This window comes from Halohasta litchfieldiae (assembly GCF_002788215.1).
In the GTDB taxonomy this organism is placed as follows: Archaea; Halobacteriota; Halobacteria; order Halobacteriales; family Haloferacaceae; genus Halohasta; species Halohasta litchfieldiae.
The window spans coordinates 725,952-743,956 of record NZ_CP024845.1; the positions used below are offsets into that span (position 1 = coordinate 725,952).

At 59.4% G+C, this 18,005-nt stretch carries 16 protein-coding genes and 1 pseudogene; 8 read left to right on the forward strand and 9 right to left on the reverse strand.

Features of this window, described 5'->3' with window-relative positions:
* Positions 1–189 precede the first annotated feature (189 nt).
* A pseudogene (locus HALTADL_RS03620) lies at positions 190–765 on the reverse strand (TIGR03557 family F420-dependent LLM class oxidoreductase); the annotation flags it as partial.
* A 178-nt stretch (positions 766–943) separates the two neighbouring features.
* Between HALTADL_RS03620 and HALTADL_RS03625 the strand changes: the two are divergent.
* A complete protein-coding gene (locus tag HALTADL_RS03625) occupies positions 944–4,069 on the forward strand; it encodes a PAS domain S-box protein (RefSeq protein WP_100190866.1) in 3,126 nt (1,041 codons plus the stop codon).
* Positions 4,032–4,970, forward strand: a complete 939-nt coding sequence (locus HALTADL_RS03630) for a transposase (protein ID WP_015911568.1) — start codon at positions 4,032–4,034, stop codon at positions 4,968–4,970. The genes HALTADL_RS03625 and HALTADL_RS03630 overlap by 38 nt, the downstream gene beginning before the upstream one ends.
* A 116-nt stretch (positions 4,971–5,086) precedes the next feature.
* Here HALTADL_RS03630 and HALTADL_RS03635 read toward each other — a convergent pair whose 3' ends face one another.
* Entirely contained in the window at positions 5,087–6,562 is a 1,476-nt protein-coding gene (locus HALTADL_RS03635; protein ID WP_089672749.1) for a replication factor C large subunit, read from the reverse strand.
* A 201-nt stretch (positions 6,563–6,763) separates the two neighbouring features.
* On the opposite strand from HALTADL_RS03635, the gene HALTADL_RS03640 reads away from it, so the two are divergent.
* Positions 6,764–7,201 carry a pyridoxamine 5'-phosphate oxidase family protein gene (locus HALTADL_RS03640; RefSeq protein ID WP_089672750.1) on the forward strand — a complete coding sequence of 146 codons (438 nt, stop codon included), beginning with the start codon at positions 6,764–6,766 and terminating at the stop codon, positions 7,199–7,201.
* 147 nt (positions 7,202–7,348) lie between these two features.
* On the forward strand, positions 7,349–8,056 hold the full coding sequence (locus tag HALTADL_RS03645; protein WP_089672751.1) for a helix-turn-helix domain-containing protein: 708 nt from the start codon (positions 7,349–7,351) through the stop codon (positions 8,054–8,056).
* Here HALTADL_RS03645 and HALTADL_RS03650 read toward each other — a convergent pair.
* Both HALTADL_RS03650 and hmgB read right to left on the reverse strand, forming a co-directional pair.
* Positions 8,053–8,427 (reverse strand): thioredoxin family protein, encoded by a 375-nt coding sequence (locus HALTADL_RS03650; RefSeq protein WP_089672752.1) that lies wholly within the window; start codon positions 8,425–8,427, stop codon positions 8,053–8,055. The two genes, HALTADL_RS03645 and HALTADL_RS03650, sit on opposite strands and share 4 nt — an antisense overlap.
* A gap of 54 nt (positions 8,428–8,481) precedes the next feature.
* Entirely contained in the window at positions 8,482–9,822 is a 1,341-nt protein-coding gene (gene hmgB, locus HALTADL_RS03655; protein ID WP_089672753.1) for a hydroxymethylglutaryl-CoA synthase, read from the reverse strand.
* A gap of 345 nt (positions 9,823–10,167) precedes the next feature.
* Between hmgB and HALTADL_RS03660 the strand changes: the two genes are divergently transcribed.
* A complete protein-coding gene (locus tag HALTADL_RS03660) occupies positions 10,168–11,421 on the forward strand; it encodes a hypothetical protein (protein ID WP_089672754.1) in 1,254 nt (417 codons plus the stop codon).
* A gap of 89 nt (positions 11,422–11,510) precedes the next feature.
* Here the strand turns inward: HALTADL_RS03660 and HALTADL_RS03665 are convergent, their stop codons facing one another.
* From HALTADL_RS03665 to HALTADL_RS03675, 3 genes are all read right to left on the reverse strand, one after another.
* Positions 11,511–12,092: a DUF2150 family protein gene (locus tag HALTADL_RS03665; protein WP_089672755.1), complete on the reverse strand. Its 582-nt coding sequence runs from the start codon at positions 12,090–12,092 to the stop codon at positions 11,511–11,513.
* A 165-nt stretch (positions 12,093–12,257) separates the two neighbouring features.
* The gene (locus HALTADL_RS03670; protein WP_089672756.1) at positions 12,258–13,103 is read right to left on the reverse strand and encodes a TatD family hydrolase; all 846 of its coding nucleotides are present in this window, start codon (positions 13,101–13,103) and stop codon (positions 12,258–12,260) included.
* A gap of 45 nt (positions 13,104–13,148) precedes the next feature.
* Positions 13,149–13,694, reverse strand: coding sequence for an HIT family protein (locus tag HALTADL_RS03675; protein WP_089672757.1), 546 nt, complete (start codon positions 13,692–13,694; stop codon positions 13,149–13,151).
* 124 nt (positions 13,695–13,818) lie between these two features.
* On the opposite strand from HALTADL_RS03675, the gene HALTADL_RS03680 reads away from it, so the two are divergent.
* Positions 13,819–14,019 (forward strand): DUF7835 family putative zinc beta-ribbon protein, encoded by a 201-nt coding sequence (locus tag HALTADL_RS03680; RefSeq protein WP_089672758.1) that lies wholly within the window; start codon positions 13,819–13,821, stop codon positions 14,017–14,019.
* A 32-nt stretch (positions 14,020–14,051) separates the two neighbouring features.
* Here HALTADL_RS03680 and map read toward each other — a convergent pair whose 3' ends face one another.
* Together map and HALTADL_RS03690 are read right to left on the reverse strand one after the other, a co-directional pair.
* On the reverse strand, positions 14,052–14,957 hold the full coding sequence (map, locus tag HALTADL_RS03685) for a type II methionyl aminopeptidase (protein WP_089672759.1): 906 nt from the start codon (positions 14,955–14,957) through the stop codon (positions 14,052–14,054).
* Between the two features lie 80 nt (positions 14,958–15,037).
* On the reverse strand, positions 15,038–15,373 hold the full coding sequence (locus HALTADL_RS03690) for a HalOD1 output domain-containing protein (RefSeq protein ID WP_143054146.1): 336 nt from the start codon (positions 15,371–15,373) through the stop codon (positions 15,038–15,040).
* A 232-nt stretch (positions 15,374–15,605) separates the two neighbouring features.
* Between HALTADL_RS03690 and icd the strand changes: the two genes are divergently transcribed.
* Positions 15,606–16,868, forward strand: coding sequence for an isocitrate dehydrogenase (NADP(+)) (gene icd / locus HALTADL_RS03695; RefSeq protein WP_089672761.1), 1,263 nt, complete (start codon positions 15,606–15,608; stop codon positions 16,866–16,868).
* Between the two features lie 160 nt (positions 16,869–17,028).
* On the forward strand, positions 17,029–18,003 hold the full coding sequence (gene uppS / locus HALTADL_RS03700) for a polyprenyl diphosphate synthase (RefSeq protein ID WP_089672762.1): 975 nt from the start codon (positions 17,029–17,031) through the stop codon (positions 18,001–18,003).
* Positions 18,004–18,005: the final 2 nt, after the last annotated feature.

Sequence of the window (18,005 nt, forward strand, 5' to 3'; positions counted from 1 at the left end):
GGACTCATGTTAGTTGTGGGTGGAGAGTTCCGCTCTTTCGGACATCCAAGCCGCCACCGTTGGGGGACGGTGGTTGCGTATCGACACTGTTGGGGGACAGTGTCGACGTGTCGACTGTTTTGACTGGCTGATCTATAATGGCGGCAACACTTCTGAGTCGTAGCATTCGAAAAACGACGCTTGATCGAGACCGACCGTCCAAAACCCGTCGGCCCAGTCGGCAATCGCTCGGGCGGTGATCTCACCAAATGCCGAGGCAACCACTGGTGGTGGAGCGTCAGGAAGCGTGAACAGCCGGGCGTTTTCGACCGTGTAATGCTCGCCGCGGTGGCTCTGCTGACCACCCGCCCACAACGACCGGATAACGTCGACGGCCTCTTCGAGCATGTCGAGACGAACGCTGTGTTCCGGCCAGTGGTCGCCGATAATATGCTCGTTGAGGTTCTCGCCGGTACCGACGCCGAAGTAGAACTCACCCGTCGACATGACCTGCGTGGTGGCGGCGGCTTGAGCAATAACAGTCGGATGAATCCGCATCGTCGGACAGGAAACGCCGACAGCGAGGTCGATCTCCTCGGTTGTGGCCGCAACCCCACCAAGGACATCCCAGACGAACGGTGCGTTGCCCTGCTGGGAGGTCCACGGATGATAGTGATCTGAGATCGAGCAGAAATCGAAGCCAACGCACTTGGCGCAGTGGGCGTACTCGACGAGTTCGGTCAGACCATGCTCCTCGCTGGACAGTGTGTAGCCGAGTTGGGTCATTGGTGGGGCCTACCGTGGAGTTACGGCACAGGCGCGAACTACGGCCAGTCGACCCAAAAACGGCCTTCGTGGTCGACCAATACATTGCCGCGTGAGACTGTCTCCCGATGAATTACTACACATGATAATTTAAAACAGAGATTTAACTAATGAAGAAGGGAATGTCGCCGTAGAATACATGAGCAGCCGGGATACGACACTCAACCAAAGCCAACCACAGCGACAGATTGTGGTGTACGAGACGTCGGACCCCCCGCAGGATGGACTCGACTCCCGGCTTGATGCAACTACCTCCCAGACGACCATCCGGTCCGCCTCCGATCCGGTTGGTCTTGTGGATACGTTGACGGAGTCGACGACCGACTGTCTCGTCTGCTACTACGGTACCGAAACGACAGCTGCAACAGAAGCACTGTACGAACTACTGGCGAAAGCCCGCCCGAATCTCCCACGGGTCGCCTACCTCACATCGAGCGAGGCACTGCCTTCGGCACACGAACTCGGGTTTACCGCGGTCCATCTGCGCCGTGAGACCGATGACACGGCCGCCCTCACTGCACGAGTTCAGGCCGCGATCAACGCCACCGAGGCGAGGGGGCCCGAACAGACACTCCAGCGACTGGTGGCAGCCACAGTCGACACCGAGGGGACCGTTCGACAGCTGGCTGGGGGGAGTCAGAATACAGCTCACCCTGACGACCAGCCAGCGCTCTGGACGCTGCCGTGGGCACCCTCGAAACAGGCCGTCGACAGCGCGCTCGAAGCGGCACTCGCCACACCGGGTCGGCCCGCCACTGTCGGCACAGCCGCCGACGCGAGCGACCTGATCGTGGTTACTGCTGGCGGTTCTGGAACCAGCACAAACGGAGCGTCCCCAACAGCGGTCGACCGGATAACCGTCGTGGGCGCGATAGCGACCGATTCGGCGGGCGTCGACGGACCCACAGTGGTCGACGACGTCACAGCCACTGACGACACCGAACTAGCGATGGCCGAGGAGGTCGAACGCTACGAACAGATCCTCGATACGGTCTCGGATGGCGTCTATGCGCTCGATCCGGTGGGACAGTTCACCTACGTTAATCAGGGGTTGGCCGACCTCACCGGCTACAGTCGGTCGGAACTGCTCGGCTCCCACGTCAGCATCTGTAAAAGCGAGTCGACGGTCGAACGGGCCGAAACAGCCGTTCGTGAACAGATCGACCGGGCCCAAACTGATTCCGAGACGGTGAGTGATATCTCGCTGGAGCTGGAGATCGAGACGGCCGATGGGCAGGCGATCCCGTGTATGGACCACATTGCGCTGCTGCCGTTCGACGACCAGTTCCGCGGGAGCGTCGGGGTGCTCCGGGATGTCAGCGCCCAACAGGAACGCGAGCAGACACTGAGTGGACTGCTGACGGTGACGCGGGCACTGATGGCCGCCGAGACCACGCGGGATGTCGCGGATCTCGTCGTCGAGGCCGTCTCGGACGTGCTGGGATACGACCGGGCAATCGTCCATCTGGTCGACGAGGAGACGACCCGTCTCCGCCCGGAGGCGGCCACCGAAACCGTCTCTAGGGCGGTCGACACCCTCAGTTCCGTCGACGTCAGCGAGGGACCGGTCGGCTCCGTTTTCGAATTGGGATCTACACAGCTCTACGAGCCGAGCGAGGCAGCCGGTGCCGAGTACAGGACGGCCGACGTGCTGATGAGTGTCCCGCTCGGCTCCTACGGGACGCTGACAGTCGGTGCCAGCGAAGGCGACGGGTTCGAAGCCTCCGACCGACAATTCATTCAACTGCTGACCGCGAACGCCGAGGAGGCACTCAACCGCACCCAGCGTCGACAGACGCTCCGGCGCTACGAGATGATTCTGGAGTCCGTCCAGGAGATGATGTGTGTCGTCGACAGCACCGGGCGGATCAAACTCCTCACCGATCCACTGGCGAGACGGCTCGACCGTGACCGGTCACAGCTGGTCGGCCAACAGCTTTCGACATTGCTCACCGAATCCCAAACCGATCCGCAAAACGGTCCGTTGGCAGACCTCTTCGAGGCGCAGTCGGCGACAGATATCACGTTCAAAGATCAGCTGGCCGTTGGCGACGACGAGCCAGTGCCGGTCAGTGTCGAAGCCTCCCAACTCCCTCACGTCGAGGGTCGACCGGAGGCTGTTGTCAGCATCCACGACATCTCGGATCTGATCTCGGCCAAGGAGGCCGCCGCCGCCGAGCGCGAGCGGTTTACCTATCTGTTCGAGAACCTCACCGATCCAGTCGACGAGATCAGGGTTGGCGACAACCCCCAGATCAAAGGTGTCAACAGTGCGTTTCGGACACAGTTCGGCGAGCCGGTCGACATTGATCCCGGTCTCTCGGCCGACAGCCACGCGGCACCGATTGCACTCGATGAACGGCTCGTCGAAAGCGAGATCGGGCAGTCGCTGTCCGACGAGTTCCGCTCGGAGGACGACCGCGAGCTAAAACTCTCGACGAACGAGGGGACCAAATACTTCCTCTATCGGAGTATCCCCTACGAACTCGACGACGAGCTCTGTGGGTTCGAGATCTACTCCGACATCACCAGGCTCAAACAGCGAGAGATCCAGCTTCAGGTACTGCACCGCCTCCTGCGACACAACCTCCGGAACGATCTCAACGTTATCGAAGGGTTCGCGGAGATGCTGAAAACCGAACTCGACAACGAACAGCACCAGCAGTTCGCCGCCCACATCCACACCAACGCCACGCAGTTGGCCGAACTCAGCGAGACCGCCAAAACAATCGAGGCGGTCGCCGGTCATCGCTCCCTGAGCCGCGAGCCGATAGCTATCGGCGACCTCGTTCGGTCGACGGTCGAAAGCTGTGCCCAGTCGTACGAACATGCCGAGATCTTCCTCGAAGACTTCCCGGAGATCGCTATCTCGGCAGGACCTCATCTCGAAACCGCCATCGCTGAGCTGGTCGAAAACGCTATCGAACACAACGACGCCGACTCACCGCGCGTCTCGATCAGCGTCGAGGTCGACACCGAAACAGCCACCGTAACGATCAGTGACAACGGGCCGGGAGTTCCACCCGAGGAGTGGGCGGTCGTCACCGGCGACAAGGAGATCTCACAGCTCGAACACGGCAGCGGACTCGGCCTCTGGCTGGTCCGATGGGTAACCGAAGAGGGTGTCATAGAAAGCGTCACACACGAAGACGCAGGATGTTGGAACTGTGTCTACGAGCGCCAGCATCCTGCAAGAGGAGACTTCTATCGACGAGTTCTTCAATGTAATGGCGACCGAGACGCTCGCGTTGTTCGAGCATCTTGAGTTCGACTTTCTCGAAGAATTCGATGTGTTCGCCCCCGCTCGCCGGGGGCGAACACGAGATCATCACCCACCAGCACTCTTCCGAGCGTTCCTGCACTGCTACTACAAGAACGTCTACGGCATCCGTCCAGTCACGCGAGAACTCCAGAACACGGTCGTCTGGCTCAGCTGTGGCTTCGATCGACCGCCGTCGAGAGACGCGGTCGATCGCTTCCTCACCGACCTCGAACACGTCGTCGACGAGGTCTTCGACCGCCTCGTCGAGCAGGCCGCCTGCCGCGGCCTGCTCGACTTGACCTACTCCATCGATTCCACCGACGTGAGGACGATGCCCGCCGACCAAGACGCGTCGAAAGGCTACGATCCAACCGCCGAAGAGTACTACCACGGCTACGGCTGTACGATCGTCTCGACCGGGCAAAAGATCCCGATTGCCGCGGAGTTCACCGAGAGCAAGCAAGCGCCAGAGGAGACGGCGATGCGCGTCACGTGTGACGCGCTCGCCGTCGAGAAACCGATCTGGATGCTTGGAGACAGCGCCTACGACACGCTCGGCTGGCACGACCACCTGCTGGCCGCAGGGGTCGTGCCAGTCGCTCCGTACAACGCACGAAACACCGACGATCCGAAAGACATCGAGTACAGGGTCGAAGCCCGCATCGACGAACACAGCGAGGACGTTCAGCTGAAGCAATCGACGCTAGACGAGACGTACAACCGCCGGAGTGGAGTCGAACGAACCAACGACGCCGTCAAGGACTGCGGCCTCGGGCACGTTCGCGCCCGAGGCCGCGTCCACGCACGAGCACAAGTGTTCCTCGCGCTGTGCCTTCGTCTCGTTATTGCGATCACCAACGACGAACGCGGAGACAATCCAGGAAGCACCGTCATCACGCTATGAGAACTATTCTATGACACCCTCTAACCGAAGGCTACGGCGGCGATCTCACCTACCACTGTTTGGGCGAGGGAAGTTCGATCTCGATCCAACTCCCGTTAGCCGACGACTAACGCCTCTCAGACGAAATCAGACAACCCCGCCTGATCCTCGTCGTCACCGTCGTCCGGTTCGTCCTCCTCTGGTGGGTCGTCGACACTCGCTGTCGACGAGTCGTTTGCCGTCTCAACGAACTCGTTTTCAGTCCCATCAGACTCCGCATCATCATTTTCTCGCTGCATAAACGCGTCGCCAGCGTGGGCTTCGATTGCATCGTCGCGTGCTGCCTCGGCGTCTTCGACAATCGAGCCAACTTTCTTGGTCGACTCGCCGCTCCCCGTGATGAACGAGACCTGCGATTCGTCGAAGTCGTAGGCCGCAGCCATCGCCACCGTCAACTCCCGCGGCTTGCAGTGGTGGGTCATCGCCGAGAGGAACGGCAACACGGCTCGGCGAGCGATGGCCATGCTCATCCCGCCGCGGTCGGCAATCCGTCGACACACCTCGTCGGCGGTTTTGTCCGAGCCGGGCCAAAACTGGGGTCGACCGTAGCGCGTCCAGCCGCCTTTCGTTCCATTTCGGGCCGCGGCAACACCTCCGGCGGCGTTATCCGTTGCATACCGCCAGTAGCTGTAGTTCTGGCTGGCCCGCACGCGACCCAGCCAGATATCGGCGTTCGCGAGGAAATCGTAGGCCCGCGCGGCCTCGTCGGCGTCGTAAACGCCCAGCATGTTGTCTTCGAGCCACTTGGTCAGGTCGTCGGGTGTCTCGTCGACGCGATAGGCCGACTGGATGGATTCTTCGGCCGATTCCTCTTTGAAAACCGCATCCAAGAACGGAAAGATGTCCATCGAGGTGTCCCGCTCGCCGGTGACTACGTCGGCTTCGCTGATCGAATCCCGGCCCTCGGCGGCGGCCTGAAGGTCTTTGACTGCGCCACGCAGATCACCACTGTTTGTCTCGGCGATTGCATCGAGGGCGTCCTGTTCGTATTCAATTCCTTCGTGTCGACAGATGTCTCGGAGCGCGGGGACGATAGAGCGTGCGCCAACGTCGCGGAACTCGATCTCTTGACAGGCGTTTCGGAGGCCGCGGCTCATATCGTAGAACTCGTTGGCGATCAGGATGATCGGCTGGCCGGAGTTCTTGACGAGGTCGGTGATTGCGGCCTTGCCGCCGCGGTCGTAGTTGCCGTGGATGTTGTCAGCCTCGTCCATGACGACGAGCTGTCGACTGGCCGTATCCGCGCCTGCTGCGCCGCCACCCGAAGCGCTGCCCGAGAGGGTAGCGTTCATCGCCGCCCGCCCCGCGAACCGCTCGATCACGTCGCCGGTCCGCTGGTCGGAGGCGTTGAGTTCGACCGTCTCCCACCCCATATCGTTGGCCAGCGCGTGGGCTGCCGACGTTTTCCCGACGCCCGGCGAGCCGTAGATGATGACCGCCTCCCGGTGGTCGTCCCACGTGTCGGCCCACTTCTGGAGCGCGTCGCGGGCCTTGTTGTTCCCCCGGAGCTCCGAGAGACTCCGTGGGCGGTAGCTTTCGGTCCAATCAACCATTATCGGAGCAAGGTCAGTCCGGTGCTTAGTGGTTGCGGAGCCGTCGGCACCGCTCACAGCGAACAGCTCGTCGACGGGATTCGAGACGTGCCACCGAGTAGGGTGTGACTACACGTCGACTGCTGCTGACCGAGTCGGAGACATTATTTAAAAACAGGGTTTTCCGGTGGTTTCATTCGGCTATCCACAAAATAGGAAGGCATGTCACGGGTCCAATCGACCGAACTCGACGATGCGGAGATCGACTCACTGCTCGGTACGGGCGGTATCGGCGTGATCTCGTTTGCCGACGGTGACGAACCGTACTCGATTCCGGTCTCCTACGGCTACGATTCGAACGCTGAGTGTCTATACGTTCGGTTCGGCTTCGCCGATAACAGCGAGAAACGTCAGTTCATCGACGACGGCGTCACAGCCTCGCTGGTCGTGATGGCCGAATCGATGGACGGCTGGCAGAGCGTTGTCGCTCGCGGTCCGCTCCACAAAGTCACCGAAATGGCACTCGACTCACAGGCCGCCGAGAGTGTCCGGAAAATCAACATTCCCTTCGTGACAATCTACGACAAACGCGCCAGCGAACTGGAGTTCGAACTGTTCCGACTCGAACCCGACTCGATCACCGGTCGACGGGAACGCTGATCGGTAGGAGCCGCCTACCCAGTCGAAGGCAGCGCCATACTGGTCGACAGTCGCACGGTATACGTCAACTGTCGAACTTCGGTTTCGGTATGCTTTTGCTTGCAAGGGACGGGATTCAGGTATGACACAGGTTTCAGAGAGGAGCCGATGACTTCATCGATTCGTGAGGATCTGGCCCATCGGATCGCAGGTGAGATCACGCTCAGCGAGGACCCCGGTGCCACGCTCCGGAAGTGGCGAACGGATTTCGATATCTCACAGACCGATTTGGCCGCGAACTTGGATGTCTCGTCATCGGTGATCTCGGATTATGAGAGCGGTCGACGCGAGAGTCCGGGCATCGGCATCGTCCGTCGGCTCGTGACGGCATTGTTGGATGTCGACGAGGCCCGCGGTGGGAGCCGGATTCGCCAGTACGGGCGGGTGTTGTCGGCAGGCTTCGACGGTGATATCGTCTACGACCTCCGGGAGTATTCGACTGCCCTCCCTATCGAGGATTTTTACGAGGCACTCGATGCGACCGAGATCGTTCGCGGGGACCGCGACTACGTCAACGGCCACACCGTCATCAACAGCATTCAGGCGATTACTCGGTTGACAAACGAAGAGTTCTATCGGCTCTATGGCCAAAGCACCGACCGCGCGCTGGTGTTTACCGACGTGACTCGCGGCGAGTCGCCGCTGGTCGCTATGCGTGTCGTGACGCCGACACCGAATGCGGTCGTGTTGCACGGCATTGAAGAAGACGATCTGTGGGAACATGCCGGAGATCTAGCCAACGTCGACGGGTTTTCGCTGGCGGTGTCGACGCGGGACCTCGATGATGCGCTCGACGATCTGCAGGCGCTGGCCTAGCTCTCGGTTGAGGTGTCGACGCCGTCCGTGTGGTCGCTGATGAAGTCGACAACAGCATCGGTCCCCTGAAAGCCCTCAGCCAGTCGACCGACTTCCGCGCCGTCATCGAAGACGATCAGCGTCGGCACGCTCTTGATATTGTGTTCCTCGACGAGATCGAGATCGAACTGCGGATTGATCATGCCAACCGTAATTCCGGTTGCGCGGGCGACGTTGCCCAAGACTGGTTCGATAGACTGGCAGAGCGTACAGCCCTTCGTGTAGAACTCGATGAGGACTGGTGATCGGGATTGAAGAAGGTCGACCAGTTCGTCTCGGTCGGCGAGTCGAATCGGTTTGTTCGGTGTCGACTCGGAGGTCTGCTCGGTCATTGGTGTCGACAACGCGGGCCGAGCGGAAACCGATTGCGCCCAGCCGACGGTCGACTACTCGACGTAGTCGTACTTTCGTTCGTTCATTCGGCCCCAGCCAGTGAACACGAACTCGTCGGAGGGGTTGGTGAACTCCTCTAGGTCGACATTGCTCTTTTCGTAGTTGTGGCTGTCGTGGACCTGCTCGTACTCCTCGTAGGTCAGATCGTAGCGCGCGGCGATCTGGGCGTCGATGTTGAGCTGGTCGATCTCCTCGCGCCACTCGTCTTGCACAGTCTCAGCGTGAATCTCGGCCTGTGCACCCGATCCGTAGGAGCCAATGAGGAGCTTTTCATCCGTCAGATCGCGGCCGTTGTCGGCGGCATATTTCATCGCGGCGATCCGGGCGAGATGGACTGAGCCGGTGTACCAGTTGCCGACGTGCCGCGAGATACCGAGTGTCGGCTCGATGGTCTTGTCGTACCACGCGCGGTATTGGTCGGTGTCTTTCAACTCGTCCATATAGTCGCGGATCGCATCCTCGTAGGCGTCCCACGAGGTGTACTCGTCCTGACGCGGTTGGTAGCCGAGTTCACCCGATAGTTCCTCTTCGATCTCAGTATCCCGGCTCATATGCCGGTAGCCAAGCAGGGCGGCCTTCCGGACCATCCCCGGGAACGGGGTGTGGAACGGAATGTAGGCGAAATCGTCGGGATGCATATCCCATGCCACGGATTCGAAGTCCTGGACTGCTTCGCGCATCCGGGCGAGATACACCTGCATCGACCGTTTGCCATCCACGGAGGGGAACTGCTGGTTCGGTTTCAGGAAGTCGGTTTCGTCCATACTCCCATACCCTTGCTCGGTCGAAATCTCGACCAGATCGGGCTCTTCGTCGACGAGCATGGCGACCGCGCCTGCGCCCTGCGTTGCTTCGCCGGGGTCACCGCGGGCATAGAGGGCGGTGTCGGTGGCGATCACGAGCGCTGCGCGGCCACGGTTGCGACCGGCGCGGATCCAGTTGTAGGCGTCGTCGACCGACTGGGTGCCGGCGACGCAGGCGAACTTCCGCTCGCCCTTGTTGGCGTGGCGGAAGTCCTCCTCGTAGTACTGTTCGAGACAGCCGGCGATGTAGGTCGAGACGGGTTTGGAGTTGTCGAACGCCGACTCGGTGGCCACGTCGATCCGACCGATGTCGGAGGGGGTCAGCCCCTTGCGCTCCATGAGGCGTTTGGCCGCGTTCGCGCCCATGGTAACGATATCCTCGTAGACGTCAGGGAACGAGGAGTGTTCGAGACCGATCCCTTTGCGATACTTATCGGGGTCTTCGTCTTTGGCGGGCGCGAACGTCTCCGGCAGGTCGAGCTGTAGCTTTCCGGTCCAGATCTCGACCGCGTCAATACCGACAGGTGTCATACCGACCGATTGCGAGAGTGGGCTTATGGGTGTGTCGATGCTATATACGTCGACTGTCGAACCCTATACTCTCACAGCAATAACAAACAACCTACACTACAGCCACGTATTTATGTACCTCAAAACTAACTAGTCAGTATCCGATGTATAGGTCTAGTTTGGTCTCTCGCATTTTTCTTGGTATTGGTACATTTCTTAGTCACACGGTTCTCTACCAACGGCTCCATTCGATGGATAGCGACGCGTCGAACCGGGTGTCCGGACAACTGCTGTGTCGACATCCCGACCCCGAGCGGATTGGCACTGCTGTAGAGTCACAGTCGGAACAGATCAGTGATATAGCCCATGTCTGACTCGAAAAGCAAGGTCTCGTTTGTCGACGACACGCGTGGTGTCTCGGAGGTTGTCGGTTTTATATTGGTATTTGCGGTTCTCATCCTCGCACTCTCGACATATCAAGCAGCGATTGTTCCGCAACAGAACGCACAGGCTGAGTTCCAGCATTTTGAGGACGTTCGAAACGAGATGATCGAGCTTCGAAATTCGATATCAACCGCCGGACAGACCGACGTCTCGCAGTTCCCGAGTGTCACACTCGGAACGAACTACCGGACGCGAACCGTGACGGTCAATCCACCCCCACCAGCCGGGACGCTCCAGACAAGCAAGCCATACAATATCACGATTGCGAACGCATCCGGATCACAAATGAACATCTCGACCCGGTTTATCGAGTACCAACCGGGCTACCGTGAGATCTCTATCGGGTCGACGTGGTACGAGCATTCAGTGTTGTACCTCGACGAGCGAGATCGCGGTGGCGTGAGTATCATCGAAGAGCAAAACATCGTCAAAGACGGGACAGTGCGCATCACCGCCCTGCAAAACCAGTTCGAAAAGACTGGCACCGGGCGTGTAACACTCGAACTGTATCCACAAGATAAATTGAGCGCAGATGATTTCCCAGCGGCTGAGGGCGAAAATCTCACAGTTACGATTCCTACCCGATTAAATGAAGACGAATACTGGGATGATGCTCTGGGAGAGACCGGTGGTATTTATCAGGATGTCGACCCGTATCCCGTCTCTGATGACGTCTATAAGCTCAATTTAAGCGTCAATGAGAGCGATCTGAAAGTGAATACAGTCGGGATTCGTGAAGAACCTGATGAAGGTCCAGCGAAAAACATACAGCCACAAGGTACCGGTGGCGGTGGCGGAGACAGTGGTGGTAGTGTAACTGACGATGGGTCTCTTTCATTCGCTGGATTACCTACAGTCAAAACAATTAATAATAATCCTGTGACAGGGGTAGAGTTTGATTTTGGAGTGTCAAACCCAGACGGTGTAAATTATCAGATTAGGCTTGGTGTTCGAAACGCGACTGGGGGGTCAAGTAACCGGCTAATCCCAAATGCCGATAGTCCAGAATCCGTCAACGAATCTCACGGAGATGCATTATCAGATAAATTTACCGGAAATGATAATACCTACCTTGATGTCGAAATAATATTGCTAGATTCTAGTGGATCCGTGATAGATTCTCGTTCTGGGCGGATCACTAAATCAGGAGGAGGAAACCCCGTCACACTTACATAATCGCAACATTCAATATAGCCATTTTACGACCGCTATATGACTAAAATCAAATCAGATTTCAGCAGCTAGTTTTAATCGAGATTTGATAGCTACTCTTCGTCGATAACTTCCGGATCCGCAAACGCATCTTGGAGACTATCTAAGCCGTTCAACCATTCGGAGACGATCCATGACTCGATCTCGTCGACCTCCGTCCCATCGAACTCTGCGCCGTCGATGATCTGGGTGCCAGCCTGCACGAGATATGCGAGCGCCGCGTCGACATCCTCTTCGTCGGTGGCGACCTCGATGGCCGCGTCGATACACTCCTCAACCGAGTACTCCTCGACGGGACCACCGATGATGTACTCCTCGGCCGCATAGAACACGGGAACGAGGCTGGTCTGGACGCTGTCGATCAACAGCAGTGCTTCCTCGCCGTCGAACTCCGGTTCGGCCATGACGACTTCGTTGATAAATTCGAGCTTTTCGAGGGTGGTCTCCTCGTCGACGCGACCGTCTTTGGCCGCCGAGATGACCTTCGCAATCGCGATTGTGGTGTCGTTTTGGAGGTTAAAGTAGAGGCGAGCGAAGTCCTCGCTTTCGGGGTCGAGTTCCTCGTCTTCGACCCGTGTCAGCCAATTTTGCCAGCGATCTTCGGAGTAAAACGTCTCGGCGGGCTCATCTGTCATACGTCATTACTCTGGGTGGGGACTCAAATGCCTTTCTTATCGTTCGACTATCGACCGCGATAGCTGGTCACAACCCGGATGATAGCCGTTGACTAACGCTTTAGTAGCCAGAGTATAATCTCAGCCAACTGCTGACAGACGGATCACGACTCCATCACTGACGACTCACGAGAGCGTCGACTCGGTGTCGATTCCGTAGACGCGCTCGGGAGTCTCAACGTGTGCGCGATGGATTGCCTCGTCGTACCCCTGCTCGCTGAGCCATCGGACGCGACGCGGGACGGTTTTCGGTCCCAACACAGCTCCGGGTCGGTCGGGATCGTCGATGAAGTCGGTCTCCATCAGGAACGAGTCGCCCGACTCGGCGGCCGTTTCGATCCAATCTTTGTTACTCATCACGCTCGGCGTCGGGCCTGCCAGTCGACCGCCCGCGTAATGTTTGACGACCTTGTGTGGCGCAAGCCCTCGCTCTTCGGCCCAGTCAGCGATCTCGGTCAGGTCTTCGCTGGCCTCGGTGTGGAGTTGGACCGCACAGTCGACTTCGGCTCCCAGTGAAAAGGCGTGTTTCATCACGCCGTTCGAAGCATCCCACACAGCGTCGCTCACCTCGTAGTGCGGTCGACCGGATTTAAGACCGAGTGCCCGCCCGTCGCCCACATAGTCGGCGGCAATATCGAGCACGCCCTGCATGCAGTCGCGGGCCTCGGCTGGCGAACAGCCGCGATCCTCGATGAGTCGACTAATTAGGCCGGGATGGGCACCGACAATTGGCCACGCGCGTCCCGGGAGTCGCTCAGTTGCGTCGGCGGCGATCTCGACTGTGGTCTCGAAGACGGACCTGAAATCCTCGGGATCGGTTGAGTCGACGCCAAGTTTCCACGATGGTTGGTTGACGATCATGAGGTGGGTACCTCCGAGTCGTGCGAATTCGTCGACGGCTTCCATCCCGCGTCCCCGCTCGGGATCAAGATGCAGATGGTTGTCGAGAACTGGCGTTGCTAACTCCTCCATGGCTCAGGATTCGAGTGGGGACGCAAAAAGTCGGCAGGTCTCGTCCTATTCGAAGGCAAACTGGACGGCAGTTTCAGCGTCGACGACGGTTGCGCCGGGCTGATCGGCGAACCCCTCGTGAAGTCGGTCGTAGGTTTCGGTGACGGCTTCGACGATCACGTTTGTCTCGCCGATGACGGGCATGAAGTTGGTGTCGCCGCGCCAGCGCGGGACGATATGGGTGTGGATGTGGTCGCCAATCGAGCCGCCCGCGCCGTCGCCGAGGTTCATCCCCGTGTTGAATCCATCCGGGCCAAGCCCGCTTTTGAGTGCCCGGATCGTCACCTGTTTGAGCCGGGCGTGATCCACCAGTTCGGCCTCGGTGAGATCCTCGTACCGTCCGACGTGTCGACGGGGGATCACCATCGCGTGGCCGGGGTTGTACGGGTAGTTGTTCAGGATGACGAACGTCGACTCGCTTTCGGCGACGATCAGATTCGACCGGTCGTCGTCGGCTTCGGGGAGGACACAGAACGGACAGCCATCGAGCGAGGCGTTTTTGTCCTCGCGTTCGATCCACTCGATTCGCCACGGAGCGAAAATCTGGTCCATACACAGTACAGTCAGTAGCCCCGTATAATCGTACCCGTTAGGCAGTGGCTACTATCATATTGTGGTGACTGTCAGCGCTGTTGGCTACTGGTTTTATTCTCGTGTGTGGCCTACCACACGACACATGGCCACAACGCCCTCCACCCCGGATAACACCGTTGAGTACTGTTCAGACTGTGGCCGAGAGACCTCCCACGTCGTTCGCGTCGAGATCCGAACTGAGAGCCAGAAAACGGAGAACGCGGAGTTCTCTCGGGAGCCGTACCGCCTCACACGGTGTGTCGACTGCGGATCCGAGTCGACGATGCGCATGAACAACGCCTAGTCCCCACTCAACGCCAGCCCACGACACTGCGATCAGTCGAAGCCGTGGATGCCGCTGGTTGTTACCTCACAGCCATCCTCGGTGACAATAAGCGTGTGTTCGGCTTGGCTGACTAGTTGACCGTCGGCTTCTTTGAGTACGGGATAGCCTTTGACGACGTCGGCCATTTTGAGCCGTCGGAGCGCCATCTCCGACCGTGAACTGTCGAGCCAGCGACCCGCAAACGGCAGGTCATCGAACGCCTCCAGTTCGTCGAGTACCTGTCGAGCACGCCGATCTCGGACGTTTCCATCGCTCACCTGTTCGTAGATCTCTTCGGTACCACCCTCGCCGACTTTCCCGCGGCCGTCGGTAGCGAACGGCTCGATAGCGATGGCTTGGCCGACTTCGAGTTCGACGCTTCGGTCGACCGCGCGGTTCGGGATATTTGGCCCCGTGTGGGCGTCGTACCGCTCGACGCCGTGGCCCGTCAGATTGAGAATTGGCGTATAGCCGTAGCCGTCGATGACGGCCTCGATTTCTCCGCCGATTGTACCGACTTCGACTCCGGGACCGACTGCGTCGACGGCGGCTTCGAGGGCCTGCTCGGAGGCTTCAGCCAGCTCCGTGTTACCGGTGTAGTCGACCGTCACGGCGGCATCAGCGATGTAGCCGTCGACGTGAACCCCGATATCCAGACAGATCATCTCGTCGCCGAACTCGGTGTCATCGTCGCGGGCGGGCGTCGCGTGCGAGGCTTCCTCATCAATCGAGATGTTGACCGGGAACGCCAGTCCGGCACCCGACTCTCGGATGGCGTCTTCGGCGTATTCGGCGACTTCGAGTTGGGTGACGCCCGGTTCGATCATCGCTCGGGCCTCGGTCATCGTCTCGACGAGAATTTCGCCGGCCTCGCGATAGCTGTCGACTGCGTCGTCATCAAGGGGTCCGATACTCATACACGGCCCTATAGGAGGTCGTCCGCAAAGAGGTTCCGACCGCGACGAACATGGGACGACAGTGTTGTGGGACCGCCCGGTTACTGCGGAGTGTCGGGACCGACCGTCCGGTCTCCTGTCCCGGCTGGCTTGGCGGTCGAACTCGCGTCGACATGGAGCCGTCCAGTTCCCCAAAGGGTGATCTCCAGACCAGCGTGATCGAAACTCAACATCCACGACTCCGAACCATCGTCACGGTACAACTGCAGCAGCGTATCCGGATCGATGCTCTCTGCGAGCACTGGAACTTCTGTCGACCCTGTTGTGACTTCGATTGCCTCGACAATCGCCGTACAGGGGTTCTGTGTCGACGGATCAAACATCGTTCGATACATCTGGTCGTCGACACAGTGTGAGTCAGACGCTGATACAGTCATCCGTGATACACTATGACATGAAAGAACTTAATCATCTCGCTCCGATTTTCAGCGGTGATACTGTCGACCCGGAGACGGTGTATCAATCGGTGGGTCGAAGAACTGGTCATCTATCGAGTTATTCCCAGAGAGATACAGCAATATTGTACTCTGCCTAGGATTACTCATAATTATTCCGGTGACACCGAGAACGGCAGGACTTTTAGGTTCCCTTAGAAACCCGTGACCGTCTATGAGCTACGATAAGATTGAGGTTCCCGAGACGGGCGAGCAGATCACGCTTGCCGACGAGGAAACCGGGGAGCTAAACGTTCCGGAGACGCCAATTATTCCGATTATTTACGGTGACGGGATCGGGTCGGATGTCGGCCCAGCCGCCCAGAAAGTGCTCGATGCCGCCGCTGAGGCGACCGGTCGCTCGATTTCGTGGATGCGACTGTACGCCGGTGGCTCCGCCCGAGAGAAATACGACGAGAACCTCCCACAGGAGACCGTCGACGCGATCCGCGAACACCGAGTCGCGATTAAGGGCCCACTAACGACCCCCGTAGGCGCGGGCTTCCGCTCGCTCAACGTCGCGCTGCGGAAAAAGCTGGATCTGTACGCCAACGTCCGACCGACCTACCATCTCGACGGCGTTCCATCGCCGGTCAAAAATCCGGGCGCGATGGATATGGTCACGTTCCGGGAGAACACCGAGGACGTGTACGCTGGCATCGAGTGGGAAGCCGGCACCGACGAAGTCCAAGAGGTCAAGGAGTTCGTCGAAGAGGATATGGGCTTCGACAACACGATCCACGATGGGCCGGTCGGCATCGGTATCAAGCCGATCACCGAGTTCGGCTCGAAACGCCTCATCCGCGAGGCCATCGACTACGCCATTAACAACGACCGACCAACAGTCACGCTCGTCCACAAGGGCAACATCATGAAGTTCACCGAGGGCGCGTTCCGTGACTGGGGCTACGAGGTCGCCGAGGAGGAGTACGGCGAGGACGTTCTCACTGAGGACGAACTCTGGGACGAGCACGACGGCGAGCAGCCCGAGGGCACCGTGGTCGTTCAGGACCGCATCGCCGACAACATGCTCCAGCAGATCTTGACGCGAACGGATCAGTACGACGTGATCGCCACGATGAACCTCAACGGCGACTACATGTCCGACGCCGCCGGTGCACAGATCGGTGGCCTCGGTATCGCTCCCGGAGCCAACTACGGTCACGGCCGCTGTCTGGCCGAGCCAGTCCACGGCAGCGCACCCAAGTACGCTGGCGAGGACAAGGTCAACCCAACCGCGATGATCCTCTCCGGACGAGAGATGCTCGACTACCTCGGCTGGGACGACGCCGCCCAACTCGTGCGTGACGCCGTCGAACAGACGATTGTCGACCGGACGGTCACCTACGATCTGCACCGGCAGATCGAGGGCGGCGAGAAACTCGCCACCAGCGAGTTCGCCGAAGCCGTCGTCGAGAATATCGACCAGTTGGCCTAACGCCACGCGAGGCGTCTCGACCACTCACACTGCTCTTTTTTGACGTCGTCGACCAACCTCTCTACGTTGTGGATACGGGTTCGACGTGTGGTATATCGTGTTTTATGACATAATTAGATAAAAAGAGACACATACCATCGGCCAGTTAGATACGCAGTAGATGTATTCGTGGGTCAGTCGACGATTGGAACAGACGTACGAGCGGCTCCTCCGCCGCGAGATCGGCGACGGGCCGACACACGTCGCAATCATCCAAGACGGAAACCGGCGCTACGCCCGCAAACAGGGCGACGACGCGCCGGACGGCCACCGTGCGGGTGCCGAAACATCCGAACAAGTCCTCAACTGGTGTGAGGAGTTGGGTGTCAAGGAGCTGACGCTGTACACGTTTTCGACCGAGAACTTCAATCGCCCCGCCGAAGAAAACGAGCCGCTGTTCGATATGATCGCTTCCAAACTCCGGGAACTCGCCGACAACGACCGGCTCCACGACCGGGAGGTCTGTATTCGGGCAATCGGCGAGATCGACCGGCTCCCCGAGCGTGTCCGTGAGGCCATCGAGTACGCCGAGACCGAAACCGCGGGCTACGACGGGTTCCGGCTCAACATCGCGTTGGCCTACGGCGGTCGCAACGAACTGCTCCGGGCGGCCCGGGAGGTCACCGCAGCGGTTGAGGCGGGCGACCTCTCGGCCGACGAAATCGATGTCTCGACCATCGAACAGCGACTCTACCGCCAACCGATCCGGGACGTCGACCTCATCATCCGCACGGGAGGCGACGAGCGAACCTCGAACTTCCTGCCGTGGCATGCCAACGGCAACGAGGCCGCGGTCTACTTCTGTGCACCCTACTGGCCGGAGTTCTCGAAAGTCGACTTTCTCCGTGGTATTCGGACCTACGAGTCCCGCGAGCAGTCTTGGCAACAGAGCAAGGTCGACCGTGCGGTCACGCTCGTCCGGGCCCTCGGGAGCCTCGAACTCGAAGAGGCCCGTCGTGTGGCCGGACGACTCCGCGAACAGCTCCCGCAGGCTGGCGTCCAGGCGGTGACCGACGAACTAGAGGCCCAGGGGTCGACCGAATCGGCCACCGAGACGGAACTGTCGGAGACCACCTCACCGAGTTCAGCCGACTAACA

Coding starts and splice junctions, on each gene's coding strand:
- HALTADL_RS03625 (WP_100190866.1), top strand. CDS start 944: ATGAGCAGCCGGGATACGACACTCAACCAAAGCCAACCACAGCGACAG.
- HALTADL_RS03660 (WP_089672754.1), top strand. CDS start 10,168: ATGTCTGACTCGAAAAGCAAGGTCTCGTTTGTCGACGACACGCGTGGT.
- HALTADL_RS03650 (WP_089672752.1), bottom strand. CDS start 8,427: ATGACCGAGCAGACCTCCGAGTCGACACCGAACAAACCGATTCGACTC.
- HALTADL_RS03635 (WP_089672749.1), bottom strand. CDS start 6,562: ATGGTTGATTGGACCGAAAGCTACCGCCCACGGAGTCTCTCGGAGCTC.
- HALTADL_RS03640 (WP_089672750.1), top strand. CDS start 6,764: ATGTCACGGGTCCAATCGACCGAACTCGACGATGCGGAGATCGACTCA.
- map (WP_089672759.1), bottom strand. CDS start 14,957: ATGAGTATCGGACCCCTTGATGACGACGCAGTCGACAGCTATCGCGAG.
- HALTADL_RS03645 (WP_089672751.1), top strand. CDS start 7,349: ATGACTTCATCGATTCGTGAGGATCTGGCCCATCGGATCGCAGGTGAG.
- icd (WP_089672761.1), top strand. CDS start 15,606: ATGAGCTACGATAAGATTGAGGTTCCCGAGACGGGCGAGCAGATCACG.
- hmgB (WP_089672753.1), bottom strand. CDS start 9,822: ATGACACCTGTCGGTATTGACGCGGTCGAGATCTGGACCGGAAAGCTA.
- HALTADL_RS03665 (WP_089672755.1), bottom strand. CDS start 12,092: ATGACAGATGAGCCCGCCGAGACGTTTTACTCCGAAGATCGCTGGCAA.
- HALTADL_RS03675 (WP_089672757.1), bottom strand. CDS start 13,694: ATGGACCAGATTTTCGCTCCGTGGCGAATCGAGTGGATCGAACGCGAG.
- HALTADL_RS03690 (WP_143054146.1), bottom strand. CDS start 15,373: ATGACTGTATCAGCGTCTGACTCACACTGTGTCGACGACCAGATGTAT.
- HALTADL_RS03670 (WP_089672756.1), bottom strand. CDS start 13,103: ATGGAGGAGTTAGCAACGCCAGTTCTCGACAACCATCTGCATCTTGAT.
- uppS (WP_089672762.1), top strand. CDS start 17,029: ATGTATTCGTGGGTCAGTCGACGATTGGAACAGACGTACGAGCGGCTC.
- HALTADL_RS03630 (WP_015911568.1), top strand. CDS start 4,032: ATGGCGACCGAGACGCTCGCGTTGTTCGAGCATCTTGAGTTCGACTTT.
- HALTADL_RS03680 (WP_089672758.1), top strand. CDS start 13,819: ATGGCCACAACGCCCTCCACCCCGGATAACACCGTTGAGTACTGTTCA.